The sequence below is a fragment of the Variovorax sp. DAIF25 genome, from assembly GCF_050711835.1.
Lineage (GTDB): Bacteria > Pseudomonadota > Gammaproteobacteria > Burkholderiales > Burkholderiaceae_C > Variovorax.
In genome coordinates this window covers 1,192,757-1,205,559 of sequence record NZ_CP136637.1, presented here as the reverse complement: position 1 = coordinate 1,205,559, position 12,803 = coordinate 1,192,757, and the positions used below count along the sequence as shown (strand labels likewise).

Here is a 12,803-nt window from a genome sequence, read left to right as displayed (position 1 = left end):
ATGCCTCACCCCTCGTCCTTCTCGCCGCCGCGGCGGCGCCTGTTGCAGGGCGCGCTCGTGGCCTCGGTCGTGCCCGCCTGGGTGCGGCTGGCGCGGGCCGCGGCGCCCTGGCCGCAGAAGCCCGTGCGCCTGGTCGTCGGCTTTCCGCCGGGTTCCTCGCCCGACGCCCTGGCGCGCACCGTCGCCGATCCGCTGGCGCAGGCGCTGGGCCAGGCGGTGATCGTCGAGAACAAGGTCGGCGCCGCCGGCACCATCGGCGTGACCGCGGTGGCCCGGGCCACCGACGGCCACACCATCGGCCTGACCGGCAACGGCCCGCTGACCACCGCCAAGCTGCTCAACCCCGCCGTGCCCTACGACGTGGCGCGCGACCTGCGGCCGATCTCGCTGGTGGGCAGCAGCCCCTTCGTGCTGGCCGGCAGCACCGACATGCCCGCCACCGACCTGCGCGGCCTGCTGGCCCATGCCCGCTCGCGCGGCGACCGGCTCAGCTACGGCTCGGTCGGGCCGGGCTCGGGCTCGCACCTGGCGATGGAACTGCTCAAGACGCTGAGCGGCATCCAGGCGGTGCACGTGCCGTTTCCGGGCTTCCCGCAGGTGGCGACCGCGCTGATGGGGCAGCAGATCGACCTGTCGTTCATGATCCCGTCGATCGCCGTGCCGCAGGCGCGCAACGGGCGGCTGCGGCTCTATGGCGTCAGCACCGCGGCGCCGTTCCCGGCCTTCGCGGACCTGCCGCCGCTGCAGTCGGCGCTGGCGGCCGGCCAGTCCTTCGACGTGGCCTCGTGGAACGCGATCTTCGGCCCCGCGAGCCTGCCGGCGCCGGTGGTGCAGCGGCTGTCGGAAGAGATCGCGCGCATCCTGAAGGCGCCCGAGGTGCGGCAGCGCCTGTTCGACCAGGGCTGGCAGGCGCTGGGCACCGCGCCCGAGGCGCTCACGCGCACCATCGCCCGGGACACGGCGATGTGGGGCGGCGTGATCCAGCGCACCGGCGTGCGCAGCGAATGAGGGGCCGCGCATGAAACGCCGACACCTCCTCTCGGGCGCGGCCGGCATCGCCGGCGCCGGGCTCGCATCGGCCGCCCTCGCGCAGCCGGCGCGCGCGGCACAGCCCTCGACCTTCGTGCTCGTGCACGGCGCCTGGCACGGCGGCTGGTGCTGGTCGCGCGTGGCGGCACGGCTGCGCGAACGCGGCCACGCGGTGTACACGCCCACGCTCACCGGCCTCGGCGAGCGACGCCACCTGATCTCGCCGCAGGTCAACCTCGACACCCACGTCGAGGACATCGTCAACCTGCTGCAGTTCGAGGAGCTCGAGCGCGTGGTGCTGGTGGGCCACAGCTACGCGGGCATCGTGATCTCCGGCGTGGCCGACCGCGTGCCGCAGCGGCTGCGCCAGCTCGTCTACCTCGATGCCTTGCTGCTCGAGCCCGGCAAGAGCCTGTTCTCGGACTTCCCGCCGGCCGTGGTCGAGCAGCGCCTCAAGGCCATCCGCGAGACGGGCGGCGGCGTGGGCGCGGCCGCCGCGCTGCCGCCCGCGGCCTTCGGCGTGAAGGACCCGGCCGACGCGGCCTGGGTCGCGCGCCACCTCACGCCGCAGCCCGTGGGCACCTACCTGCAGCCGCTGCTGCTGAAGGCGCCGCTGGGCAACGGCCTGCCCAAGACCTACGTCGAGTGCACGGGCGACCCGATCGCCACGCTCGAACCCACCAAGGCGCGCGTGCGCGCCGATGCCGGCTGGCAACTGCGCACGCTGGCCACCGGGCACGACGCCATGGTCACCGCGCCCGCCGCGCTGACCGAACTGCTGACCGATCTCGCGGCCCCGGCCGCTTCCTCTTCCTGAATGAAAGCCTCGCGATGGGAACCCTGACCCCCGAAGAACGCCATTTTTTCCGCTCCGATGTGCATGCGCGCCAGGGCGAGCGCCGCACGCGCCAGCCGCACGGCCACATCACCGAACCGGCGCGCCAGGTGCCGGTGCACGAGCGTTGCGACGTGCTGGTGCTCGGCGGCGGCCCGTCGGGCGTGGCGGCGGCCGTGGCCGCGGCGCGCAGCGGTGCGCGCACGGTGCTGCTCGAGCGCTACAACCACCTGGGCGGCCTGTCGACCGGCGGCCTCGTGATCTGGATCGACCGCATGACCGACTGGTCGGGCCGGCACGTGATCCAGGGCCTGGCGGCCGAGTTCATGGACCGCCTGGGTCGCGAGGCCGTCGCGGGCCCGCCGCGCGAGGACTGGGGTTCGCGCGACGCGGCCAAGGCCGAGCACTGGTCGCTGCGCACCGCCGCCTTCCATGGCGTGGTGACCCATTCGCCGACCATCGATCCCGAGATGCTCAAGGGCGTGTATCACCAGATGGTGCGCGAGGCCGGCGTCGACCTGATCCTGCATGGCTGGATGGTCGCGCCGATCGCCGAGGCCGGGCGCGTGACCGGCGCCGTGTTCGAGAGCAAGCAGGGACGGCGCGCCATCCTCGCGCGCGTGGTGGTCGACACCACGGGCGAGGGCGATCTCTATGCCGCCGCGGGCGCGGCCTTCTCGTCCGACATCGACGCGCACGACATCCACCACTGCATCAACACCTCGTGGCTGTTCGCGGGCGTCGACATGCGGCGCTGGCTCGACTTCCGCGCGCACCAGCCGCAGGCCTACTCGGCGCTGCTGGCACAGGGGCGCGAGACGCTGGGCAGCTTCGAGAAGCCCATCGTCTCCTGGCGCGACGACGTCGCCACCTTCCTCGGTCCGCGCAAGTCGGGCTTCAGCGCGCTCGACGTCGACGAGATGACGCAGGTCGAATGGGAGTCGCGCCGCAGCATGGCCGAACACCTGGCCTTCTACCGCGCGCATGCGCCGGGCTTCGAGCAGGCCTGGCCGATGCTGATGGCGCCGCAGATCGGCACCCGGCATGGCCGGCGGCTCGCGGGCGTCAAGAGCGTGCGGCGCGCGGACTGGGACGCGGGCGCGGTCGAGGCCGACGAGATCGGCATCAGCCCCAGTCCCTCGCCGAAGTTCCCGAACATCTCGGTGCCCTACGGCGCGCTGGTGCCCGAGCGGCTCGACGGCGTGCTCGCCGCGGGCAAGCACATCTCGTGCGACACCAACTCGCACGGCTTCATGCGCGAGATCCCGCAATGCTGGCTCACGGGCCAGGCGGCCGGCACCGCGGCCGCGCTGGCGGCCGACGCGGGCGTGCTGCCGCGCGAGGTCGACGTGGGCCGGCTGCAGGCGCTGTTGATGGCGCAGGGCGTGCCGCTGCGCCAGGCCGCGCCGGTGGCCGCGGAAGCGCAGGCGACCGCATGAGCTTCCGGCTCGCACTGGCCCATCTCGGCATGCTCGATGCGGCGCCGCCGCGGCTGGTCGAGGCCGCGCATGCGGCGGGCTTCGCGGGTGTCGGCATCCGCTTGCTGCCCGCGCGCCTCGGCGAGGCGCCGTTCCCGATGGCCGTGGGTGGCGCGATGCTGCGCGAAACGCTGGCGCGGCTGAGCGACCTGGGCATGGCGGTGCACGACATCGAGATCGCGCGCATCAAGCCGGGCTTCGATGCCGCGGCACTGGCCGGCGTGCTCGAGTCGGCGCAGGCATTGGGCGCGCGCTGCCTCATGGTCAATGTCGACGATGCCGACCTCGCGCGCGCCGCCGACGGCATCGCCGCGCTGGCCGAACGCGCGCGGCCGCACGGGCTGTCGCTCGGCGTCGAGTTCATGGTCTACACCGCCGCGCGCAGCCTGGCCGATGCGCAGCGGCTGGTGGCCGCGGTGCCGATTTCAGACGCGCGCATCGTGGTCGACGCCTTGCACTTCTGCCGTGCCGGCTGCCAGCTGTCGGACCTGCATGCCGAGCGCATCGACCACAGCTTCATGCAGATCAACGACGCCCCCGCGCAGCGCCACCCGGGCCTCTCGCCCGCCGAGGAGGGCCGGGCCCACCGGCTGTTCCCGGGCGAGGGCGCGCTGCCGCTGGCCGCGCTGCTCGCGCCCCTGGCCGGCGATGCGCTGCTGTCGGTCGAGGCACCCAGCGCCATCCGCATGGCCACCATGGATCCACAGGCGCGCGCCGCGGCCGCCCATCGCGCCACCACGTCATTCCTGCAACGAAACGGCTTCGCCCATGCCTGACAACACCCTCGACTGGAACGGCCTCAAGCTCGACGGCAGCACCGCCGTGCTCGGCATCATCGGCGACCCGATCGCGCAGGTGAAGGCGCCGCTGCCGCTGACGCAGCGCCTGCAGCGGCGTGGCCTCAACGCCGTGCTGGTGCCGCTGCATGTGCGCGCCGACGACGTGGCGCCGCTGCTGCAGAGCCTGCATGCGGTGCGCAACCTCGCGGGCATCGTCGTCACCGTGCCGCACAAGCAGCAGGTGGCGGCATTGCCGATCGAACTGCTGCGCGCGGCGCGCGAAGCCCGCGCCGTGAACGTGCTGCGCCGCCATGGCCAGGGCTGGCAGGGCGAACTGCTCGATGGCGCCGGCTTTCTCGCGGGCCTGGTGCGCCATGGCTTCGAGGTGCGGGGCCGCAGCGTCGGTCTCGCGGGCGCCGGTGGCGCGGGCAATGCGATCGCCTTCGCGCTCGCCGCTGCGGGTGCCGCCTCTATCGACATCCGCGATGCCGATGATGCGAAGCGCGCCGATCTCGTCGCGCGGTTGCGTGCATCGGGCTGCAACGCCGGCGCATGGGATGGGGAGAGCCCGCGCGACCTGCTCGTCAACGCCACGCCCGCCGGCATGCGCGCGGACGATCCGCTGTCGATCGCGCCCTCGGCGATCCGCGCGGGCCACACGGTGGCCGACGTGATCATGGAGCCGCCCACCACCGCGCTGCTCGCGCTCGCCGAATCCATGGGCGCGCGCATCGTGCATGGCCGCCACATGATGGACGAGCAGCTCGAGGCCATGGCCGACTTCTTCGCCGAGGTGCTGCGATGAGCGCGCCTTTCTTCCCCGGTTTCGAGGCGCGCTCCATCGAACTCGGCGATGCGCGGATCCACGTCGAAGTCGGCGGCAGCGGACCACCGCTACTGCTCTTGCATGGCTACCCGCAGACGCATGTGGCCTGGCACCGCGTCGCGCCCGTGCTTGCACGGCATTTCACCGTGGTCGCGCCCGACCTGCGCGGCTATGGCGACAGCACCGGGCCCGCCGGCGATCCGCTGCATCTCAACCACTGCAAGCGCACGCTGGCCGCCGACAAGCTCGCGCTGATGCGCGCGCTGGGCTTCGAACGCTTCGCCGTCATGGCCCACGACCGCGGCGCGCGCGTGGGCTACCGCCTCGCGCTCGACGCGCCCGAGGCCGTGCGCTGCTTGGTCTCGCTCACCGTGATTCCCACCGAGGAGATGTGGAAGCGCGCCGGCATGGCCTTCGGGCTCAAGGCCTTCCACTGGTACCTGTTCGCGCAGCCCTTCGATCTGCCCGAGCGCATGCTGCGCGCCGATCCCGCCTATTACCTCGACTGGACCCTGCGCAACATGGTGCAGAAGGTCGACGCCGTCACGCCCGAAGCGCTGGCCGAATACCACCGCGCCTTCGCGAAGGAATCGGTGCGCCACGCCATGCTCGAGGACTACCGCGCCGCCGCCTCGATCGACCTGCAGCACGACCGCGAGGACCTCGCGGCCGGCCGCCGCCTGGCCTGCCCGGTGCAGGTGCTGTGGAGCGCGTCGAACACCGCGCGGCCCGACCCGGCCGAAGTCTGGAAGACCTGGGCCGACACCGTGGAGGGCGGCACCGTCGACTGCGGCCACCTGATGGCCGAGGAGGCGCCCGACGAGGTGCTGGCACACGTGCTGCCGTTCCTGCGGCGCCACGCCTGAAGGGCCGCACCCGGATTCACGAAGGAGAAGAAGACCATGAGAGACAGGACCCTGCGTTCGCACCTGCTGGCGCCGCTGTGCATCGCGCTGGCGCTGCTGCAGTCCACCCTAGCGCATGCGCAACCCCAGCCACCCGTGCGCCTGAGCGGCCTGCAGGACGCGGCGCTGACTCGCCAGCAGGAGTTCTTTCCATCGACCGCGTTCGAGACCGTGCATGCGGGCGGCTGCGGCGTGATGGAGGGCATCGCCACCGCGTCGGACGGCAGCGTCTATTTCACCGAGATCACGCGCTCGGTCGGCTGCAGCGATGCCAGGGGCGTGCAGGGCGGCCGCATCTGGGTGATTCCGCCGGGCGGCCGGCCGCGCGTGTTCCGCGAGCCCAGCAACATGGCGGCGGGCCTGGCCATCGATGCGCAGGACCGCCTGGTGGCGGCCGAGGGTGCCGACTTCGGCGGTCGCCGCGTGTCGGTGACCGATCTGCGCAGCGGCGACTACCGCGTGGTCGCCTACTTCCACGACAACCGGCAGCTCAATGCGCCCAACGACGTGGCCATCGACCGCGCGGGCCGCATCTATTTCTCCGACCTGCGGCTGTTCGGCCCCGAGACCATCGAGCAGCGCATCCATGCCGTCTACCGGCTCGACCCGCCGGCCGCGGGCAGCGGTGCCAAGGGCCTGTGGCCCATCGCCCGCATCCTCGGCGACAACGCCAAGGTCAACGGCGTCGAGCTCTCGCCCGACGGGCGCACGCTCTATGCGGGCCTGTGCGACCCCGGCAGCAACGCGCTCGGCGAGCAGGGCCCGGCCCCGCTCGACCGCACCGGTTCGGGCGGCCTGCTGGCCTATGCGCTCGATGCCGCGGGCCAGCCCGGTGCGCCGCGCGTGCTGCTCGATCTCGAGAAGGCCGGCTGCGTCGACGGCATGGCCACCGACACCGAGGGCAACGTCTACCTCGCGCTGCCGTCCTCGCCCGGCGGGCCGGGCCTCTACGTGCTCACGCCCGCGGGCCAGCTCGTGGCGCGGCTCGTGCTGCCGAACCGCGAGAGCCCGGTGAACGTGGGCTTCGGCCGCGGCGCCGAGGCGAACATGCTCTACGTGGCGACCGTGGGCGTGGGCAAGGTGTACCGGCTGCGCGTGGGCAAGAGCGGAGCTGCACCCGCGCCCTGAGGTCGAGGGCTCTCGTCAGGGCTGCGCCTGGCCGCGCGGCCGCATTCCGGTGGCGCGCTTGAAGGAACGCGAGAGCGCGAGCCCGTTCGAGTAGCCCACCTGCTGCGCCACCTGGTCGAGCGTGAGCCGCTGCTCCTTCAACAGGCGCGCGGCGATGCGCATGCGCGTGTGGAAGAGGTAGCGCAGCGGCGGCAGGCCGAACTGCTGGCTGAAGCGCGAAGCGAAGGCGCTGCGGCTCAGGTGGCACAGTGCCGCCAGCGCATCGACGGTCCAGTTGCGCGCGGGATGCTCGTGCATCGCGAGCACGGCCGTCGAGAGCTGGCGATCGCGGCGTCCGGGCGCGGCTTCCAGTCCCACCGCATGGGCCGGGTCGGCGAAGTGGCGCGACAGCAGCATGCGCAGGATGCCGTTGATCGAAGGCCCCATCGCCATCGCATTGCCGGCATCGAGGTCGGAAATCCAGCGCACCCAGTCGACCACGCGCGCATCCCCGGCGCCTTCGCCGGCCTTGCAGTGCACCACCTCGGGCAGCAGCGCCATCAGCGGGTGCTCCATCAGGGCGCTGGTCTCGAAGAAGCTGCCCGCGACGAGTGCGTCGTGCTCGGAGCCCACCGCATAGACACCGTGGCGGTTGCGAAAGCCCGCGCGCACCAGGTCCTCGATGCCGCGCGGCACGACCTGTTCGTCGCGAAAGACCAGGTGCACCCCGCCACGCGGCAGGAACAGGATGTCGCCCCTGTTCGCGAGATGAACCCCGTCGGCCATCCGCACGCGCCAGCCGTCGTCGCAGAACACGTACAGCGGCGCATGCGAGCGGCTGCGGACCTCGACCGCGTCGTTCGCCGCGCAGCGGTACTGGAAGCTCAGCACCGGCTCGAACCAGAGGCGTGCGATGAGCCGTTCGGTGTCGGGTGCGGTCTCGTGCGGGGCTGCGTGGTGGCGCCCGCGCTTGAAGGTCTTCGACATGCGAGGAAGAAATCGGAAAACAGCGGATGCTAGTGATCGCACGCCTGCTTGACACTCCGCCGGAGGTCCTAGGGTGCCCCTTGCCTCGTTGGCCATTGGCGATAGGCCTTAGGGTGCGAGGATCAGCACCAGCGTCTGGCTCGGCGCGATGCGCGCGCCCATGGCGTTGGTGCTGTTCTGCATGGTGGTGCTGGTGAGGCGGGTGGCGGGCATGCCGTTGAACAGCACGGTGTTGGCGCCGGTCGTGTGCCGGCTCGGGCCCATCACGGTGCCGGAGGCTACGCCGAGCAGGACGCCGGGGTTGTCGCCGTTGGTCATCGGAATCGTCGTGGCGAGGTTGTGCGCCGGACCACCCATGATCAGGATCGTCGGACAGTTCGGGATGGCGGTGGGTCCGAGGGCAATGTCCGTGTAGGGCACCGGGATCGGGGAGGGCGCGGCCGGCGTCATGCAGACGTCCGGAAAGGCCATGTCGGTCCCCATCAACTGGCAGTTCGCGAACATGCGATCAACCGAAATGGATCTGGCCGCCGCGCGCCTTCACCAGCTTGCTTCCGTCCACCATGGTGTGCTGCGACTTCAGGTGCATGAGTGTCTCGGCCTCGACCTCGACGTGACCAGCACTCACACGATCGAGCCCTGTCGTCGAGCGTGTGTGACTCTCGCTGAAGTGCTGCACTCGCGTCATTGCGCTCGACAGCGTGGAGGCGATGAGCTTGATGGCGCCCGCTATGAAACGAAGCCCTTCGACCACGACATGCGCCCGATCTGCAGTGACGTCAATGGAGCGGGTTGCCATGTGGAATTCCTCGGCGTCGACAGAAAATCTTTTGACGGCTATGGCGAGGCCGCCCTCGACGTTCCAGGTCACCGGACCGGTGGAGAGATGCAAGGGCGCCACGGTGGCATGACCCGTCCGTGCCTGGCGAGCGAGGATCGACCCGATCCAGGCGCCATTTGCACCTGCGTCGAGACAGGACACGGTGTCGCCGAGTGCTGGAACGACCAGACAACTGAACGAGACGCGAGCTTCCAGTGAGCCTTGCTCGCCGACGACCGTGAAAAGGTCGTCCCGCATATCAACGATGACGCCGATATTCCAATGAGCGGTCGTGCGATGCGATTCCCTTGCGCGGAGCCTCCGGCGAGAGCGATGGGAAATGGGGATGGAGCGATTGGCGATGGTCATGGGGTTCAAGTTGCTGTGAACAGGGTGGGTCTCCAGGAGTCGGCGCGCTCCAGATCTGCATCGGGCGCTATCGCCCGGGAGTAGTCGACCCCGATCGCACCGCCGAGCTGGGCGCGATGCAGAACGCAGCGATGGAGCACCGCGCGAGAGAAATCCCCTTGTGCGAGATTCGCGTGACTCAGGTCCGCATGGGTGAGGTCGGCTCCGATCCATCGGCCGCCTGGCATATCCGCTTGAGCGAAATGCACCTGCCGGAGATTCGCACCATCGAAGATCGAACCAGAAAGCTTGGCGGCGCTGAAAAGGCTCTGCGGCAATTGGGCGCCAGTGAAATCGCAGCCCTGCCCGTGTGCGCCGCAAAAGATGCTCATGGGTGCCTGGATCCCACGGAAACGGACGTCCTCGATCTGCGAGCCCTGGAAGTTGCATTGCGTCAGCATTGCCTCGGAGAAGTCACATCCGGAAAGGTCGAGGTTGGCGAACTGGCAACCTTCGAGCCGCAGGCCGGAGAATCGTTGACCCGGCAAGCTTGATTTGAAGAAAACGGTATGGCGAAAGCGAGCCCCCTCCCACGTGGGGTTCACCACGTCGCTTTCCAGCAAGCTCGCGTGCTCGAGATCGGCGCCATCGAGCGATACGTCGTGCAGGCGACACTCGCTGATCACGGACGAGACGAGACTGGCGTCGCGGAATACGGCGCTGGAAAGATTGCAGCGCGTCAGGGTCGCCATCGACATCACGGCACGTGCGAACTGGGCGTGGCTCAAGTCGCAAGTCGAGAGCTTGGCTTGGTGAAGAAAAGCCTGTCGCAGATCCGCATGTGTCAGAACACATCGATCGAAAACGGCGCCCCGAAGTTGCGCGTCGAAAAGCAAGGCACCACGCAAGTCGCATTGATCGAACACGGCTTCGCGCAGGTCTGCGTTTCGAAGATCGACCTGAGCAAGACATGTCTTCGTGAAAATGATCGCCCCCAGCGATGCCCCTGCATAACTCTTGCCGCGCAGATCCCGCTCCGAGATGACTTCGCCCATCAAAGCTGCGAGCGTGAGCACCTCGGGGCTCATTGACCGCCCCCCGTTTCGGCCGCCTTGCGCCGCGGCCAGGTCTTCGCACGTGTCAGAAGTGCGCCCTGCAGTTGCACGGATCCGTCAATCAGGATGCTGGAGAGATCCGCACCGAAGAGATTGCTGTCGCGCAGATCGGTATTTCGAAGATCCGCGTTCTGAAGGATGCAGTCACGCAGATTCGCGCTCTGCCAGTTTCCCCCTCGAAGCACCGAACGAGTCATCAGTGCGCCGCGCGCGTCGGAAGCCCGACCATCGCAACCCGTGAGCAGCGCGCCAGAAAGGTTGGCGCCTCGCAAATCAGTCCTGACCAGAGATGCTCCCTCCAGATTCATGCCGGCGAGGTTGGCATCGCGCAGAACCGCCCGCGCCAGGTTGATGCCGCCCATTCGTGTGGTGCTCACGAAAGACGCGCTGGTTGCTTGTGCCGACACCAGTTGGGCTCCTTCGAGGTTGCAATCGATGAAGGAGCTTCCATCGAGCCTCGCACCGCCGATTCGCGCATTTGAAAGATCGCATTCGATGAAGGAACAACCGCGGAGATCGGCTTCTTCCAGCCGCAGCGAGCGCAGGTCCATCTTGTAGAAGGTCTGGCCTTCTGCGTGAGCCTCGCGGCCATCGACGGCATTCCATACCGTATCCATCCAGAGGGCGCCTTTGAGCCTCGCCCCTCGCAGATGGGTGCGCTCGAAACGGCAGTGCGACAGGATCGCTCCCTGAAGATCGGCACGGTCGAGCACCGTGCCGAGGAGGCCGGCCCGACCGAGGTTGGCCTCGCGAAAAGACGCGTCGATGGCGATGGCGCCGTCCAGCTTGGCATGCGCCAGCACTGCGCGGGAAAAATTTGAACCAGAGAGGTTGCAATGCGAAAAATCGGCGCTCTCCAGATGGGCCCCGCTGAAGTCGACGCCGCTCAGATCCATGTCGGAGAAGTTCGCACCGGTGAAATCATGGAGCATGAAGTTCCGTAGACCCAGGGTATGTGCTCGAACCATCTCCACCCGCAATCGTTGCGCGTCTTCGCCATTCATGCGTGCGGCGGGCGATTGCATATGGGCCGATTGCAGATAACCCTGGCGTTCCGCGTCCTGCTTTCTGAGGAGATTCGGAAGAATCGCGGCTTCGTCGAACGGTTTCCCGGTGGCGGCAAACATCTGCCGGAGTTCACCGAGATGCTGCGTGGCGTTGTACAGCGGAGGACCGCGATGCCCGCCGGAAAAAATGGGGATGCCTTTGGTTTTCTCCAGCTCCAGCGCGCGTTCCAGCAAGGAAAGCATGTCTTCGAGCGCCGCGAGCTGCTGTTCGCGCGATTCGACGAGCTTGCGTTCGACATAGCCGGCAAGCTTCGCTCCGGTTGGAACGGGCTCTTCGACAGGCATGCGAAGGCCCATTTCGTCGGGGTCCTTTCCGAGCTTGCGAAGCTCCGCGCGAGCCAGCTCGAAGTCGATGCTTGATCGCCTCCGTTCGACTTCCGCTCGCATGCCATCACCAGCAAGAACGGCCTGCGTCGCCTCGGATTCGGGGTCCGAGTGATCGAGGTCCTCTGGGAGGAGGTCCGCGTCGTTCAGGGCATGGATGGCACCCATCTGGGGATCGGCGCGCTTTTTCAGTACGTCGAGATAGTGAGCATCGTCCTTTTCGCTCCCGATGCGCTCCACGGCGGCCAGCAACTCCACGATGTCGGTCCCGTCGATTTCGCGCACCGATGTGATGCCCTGGAAGATCAGGATTGCGCGTTCTGCGTGCGGGAAGAACCAGACGGTGGTGAGCCGGAGCGGCACCTCGACGAACTCGTTTTCACTGCCATCGACGGGTTGCTTGCGGGCGAATGTGCGTGCGCGCAATCCTGGCAGCTTGCCGTCGATGCGTTCCTTGGCGGGGTGCATGCCTTCGAGGCAAAACTCTTCGTCTCCGGCCAAAGGCGCTTCCAGCCACTGATCGGACGGCGCGACATTGAAATGGTGCCAGTCGATATCGGGAGCGAAGCCGGGCGCGTGTTCGCGCAGATAGCTGTCGTCGTAGGTTCCGCGCAGTGCGGCCCGTGCGGGATGTTGAGAGTCCAATGCGGAGAAGCCCGCGGGCTCTGTCTGCTGTCGCGGCGAGACCAGGCGATCGTTGGGACTCTCGATGTTCGGAAGGCGATGCACGCCGTCCAGTTCCTGTGCGCCGATACCGCAGGGGTTGGCCATGAACCCCGTGCCTCCAAAGGCTCTTCGCCACGAAAGGGGCAGCTTGTCAAAGGCTTGGGGCGTGGTCGGGGTGCTGCCCGCCCAGTGCCGGTCACCGAAGGCCAGCAGAATCTTCTCCTTCCCACCGAGTCGTGCGCGTACGGCGCGTGCGTGACTGCCATCGCCGGAAGGATAGACATGACCGTGCACCAGAAATTCGGGCGTCAGCTTGGCGATGCCTTCGTCGATCAGTGGTGATTCCGTTTCGCCCGCGAGGAAATTCCACATGGACTGTTCGCCCCAGAGACGCCCTTGCTCGCCTTGATCGAAGGGGACGTGGAGCATGGCACTGATGGACATCCCGTGACGCTTGCGAAACGTGAAGGGACGAGCGGTCAGACTGATCTGGCCGGGTTTGACGACTTGCATCTGC

Annotated in this window: 12 protein-coding genes; 7 read left to right on the top strand and 5 right to left on the bottom strand. The window is 68.6% G+C overall.

The annotated features are described in order from the left end of the window. Genes R0232_RS39785 through R0232_RS39755 form a run of 7 tightly spaced genes read left to right on the top strand, consistent with a single transcriptional unit; the run spans position 1 to position 6,980 of the window. The gene (locus R0232_RS39785) at positions 1-1,008 is read left to right on the top strand and encodes a Bug family tripartite tricarboxylate transporter substrate binding protein (protein ID WP_431514627.1); all 1,008 of its coding nucleotides are present in this window, start codon (positions 1-3) and stop codon (positions 1,006-1,008) included. Between the two features lie 10 nt (positions 1,009-1,018). After that, positions 1,019-1,846, top strand: coding sequence for an alpha/beta fold hydrolase (locus tag R0232_RS39780; RefSeq protein WP_431514626.1), 828 nt, complete (start codon positions 1,019-1,021; stop codon positions 1,844-1,846). Positions 1,847-1,860: 14 nt separating this feature from the next. Further along, on the top strand, positions 1,861-3,303 hold the full coding sequence (locus tag R0232_RS39775) for an FAD-dependent oxidoreductase (protein ID WP_431514625.1): 1,443 nt from the start codon (positions 1,861-1,863) through the stop codon (positions 3,301-3,303). After that, positions 3,300-4,118, top strand: coding sequence for a sugar phosphate isomerase/epimerase family protein (locus R0232_RS39770; protein WP_431514624.1), 819 nt, complete (start codon positions 3,300-3,302; stop codon positions 4,116-4,118). The genes R0232_RS39775 and R0232_RS39770 overlap by 4 nt, the downstream gene beginning before the upstream one ends. Further along, positions 4,111-4,926 (top strand): shikimate dehydrogenase family protein, encoded by an 816-nt coding sequence (locus R0232_RS39765; RefSeq protein ID WP_431514623.1) that lies wholly within the window; start codon positions 4,111-4,113, stop codon positions 4,924-4,926. Before R0232_RS39770 ends, R0232_RS39765 begins: the two co-directional genes overlap by 8 nt. After that, positions 4,923-5,813 (top strand): alpha/beta fold hydrolase, encoded by an 891-nt coding sequence (locus tag R0232_RS39760; protein ID WP_431514622.1) that lies wholly within the window; start codon positions 4,923-4,925, stop codon positions 5,811-5,813. The genes R0232_RS39765 and R0232_RS39760 overlap by 4 nt, the downstream gene beginning before the upstream one ends. Positions 5,814-5,849: 36 nt before the next feature. Next, entirely contained in the window at positions 5,850-6,980 is a 1,131-nt protein-coding gene (locus R0232_RS39755) for an SMP-30/gluconolactonase/LRE family protein (RefSeq protein ID WP_431514621.1), read from the top strand. A 15-nt stretch (positions 6,981-6,995) separates the two neighbouring features. Here the strand turns inward: R0232_RS39755 and R0232_RS39750 are convergent, their stop codons facing one another. The 5 genes from R0232_RS39750 to R0232_RS39730 form a co-directional block, all read right to left on the bottom strand. Further along, the gene (locus tag R0232_RS39750; protein ID WP_431514620.1) at positions 6,996-7,946 is read right to left on the bottom strand and encodes an AraC family transcriptional regulator; all 951 of its coding nucleotides are present in this window, start codon (positions 7,944-7,946) and stop codon (positions 6,996-6,998) included. A gap of 108 nt (positions 7,947-8,054) precedes the next feature. Then, entirely contained in the window at positions 8,055-8,450 is a 396-nt protein-coding gene (locus tag R0232_RS39745; RefSeq protein ID WP_398491755.1) for a DUF4150 domain-containing protein, read from the bottom strand. A gap of 4 nt (positions 8,451-8,454) precedes the next feature. Then, a complete protein-coding gene (locus tag R0232_RS39740; RefSeq protein ID WP_431514619.1) occupies positions 8,455-9,135 on the bottom strand; it encodes a DUF3540 domain-containing protein in 681 nt (226 codons plus the stop codon). A gap of 5 nt (positions 9,136-9,140) precedes the next feature. Continuing rightward, positions 9,141-10,190 carry a pentapeptide repeat-containing protein gene (locus R0232_RS39735; protein WP_431514618.1) on the bottom strand — a complete coding sequence of 350 codons (1,050 nt, stop codon included), beginning with the start codon at positions 10,188-10,190 and terminating at the stop codon, positions 9,141-9,143. 8 nt (positions 10,191-10,198) lie between these two features. Beyond that, the gene (locus tag R0232_RS39730) at positions 10,199-12,799 is read right to left on the bottom strand and encodes a DUF2169 family type VI secretion system accessory protein (protein WP_431514617.1); all 2,601 of its coding nucleotides are present in this window, start codon (positions 12,797-12,799) and stop codon (positions 10,199-10,201) included. Between the last annotated feature and the right edge of the window lie 4 nt (positions 12,800-12,803).

Bases quoted from the DNA above. Each gene is read 5' to 3' on its own strand.
- R0232_RS39785 (WP_431514627.1), top strand. From the start codon at position 1: ATGCCTCACCCCTCGTCCTTCTCGCCGCCGCGGCGGCGCCTGTTGCAG.
- R0232_RS39780 (WP_431514626.1), top strand. From the start codon at position 1,019: ATGAAACGCCGACACCTCCTCTCGGGCGCGGCCGGCATCGCCGGCGCC.
- R0232_RS39775 (WP_431514625.1), top strand. From the start codon at position 1,861: ATGGGAACCCTGACCCCCGAAGAACGCCATTTTTTCCGCTCCGATGTG.
- R0232_RS39770 (WP_431514624.1), top strand. From the start codon at position 3,300: ATGAGCTTCCGGCTCGCACTGGCCCATCTCGGCATGCTCGATGCGGCG.
- R0232_RS39765 (WP_431514623.1), top strand. From the start codon at position 4,111: ATGCCTGACAACACCCTCGACTGGAACGGCCTCAAGCTCGACGGCAGC.
- R0232_RS39760 (WP_431514622.1), top strand. From the start codon at position 4,923: ATGAGCGCGCCTTTCTTCCCCGGTTTCGAGGCGCGCTCCATCGAACTC.
- R0232_RS39755 (WP_431514621.1), top strand. From the start codon at position 5,850: ATGAGAGACAGGACCCTGCGTTCGCACCTGCTGGCGCCGCTGTGCATC.
- R0232_RS39750 (WP_431514620.1), bottom strand. From the start codon at position 7,946: ATGTCGAAGACCTTCAAGCGCGGGCGCCACCACGCAGCCCCGCACGAG.
- R0232_RS39745 (WP_398491755.1), bottom strand. From the start codon at position 8,450: ATGTTCGCGAACTGCCAGTTGATGGGGACCGACATGGCCTTTCCGGAC.
- R0232_RS39740 (WP_431514619.1), bottom strand. From the start codon at position 9,135: ATGACCATCGCCAATCGCTCCATCCCCATTTCCCATCGCTCTCGCCGG.
- R0232_RS39730 (WP_431514617.1), bottom strand. From the start codon at position 12,799: ATGCAAGTCGTCAAACCCGGCCAGATCAGTCTGACCGCTCGTCCCTTC.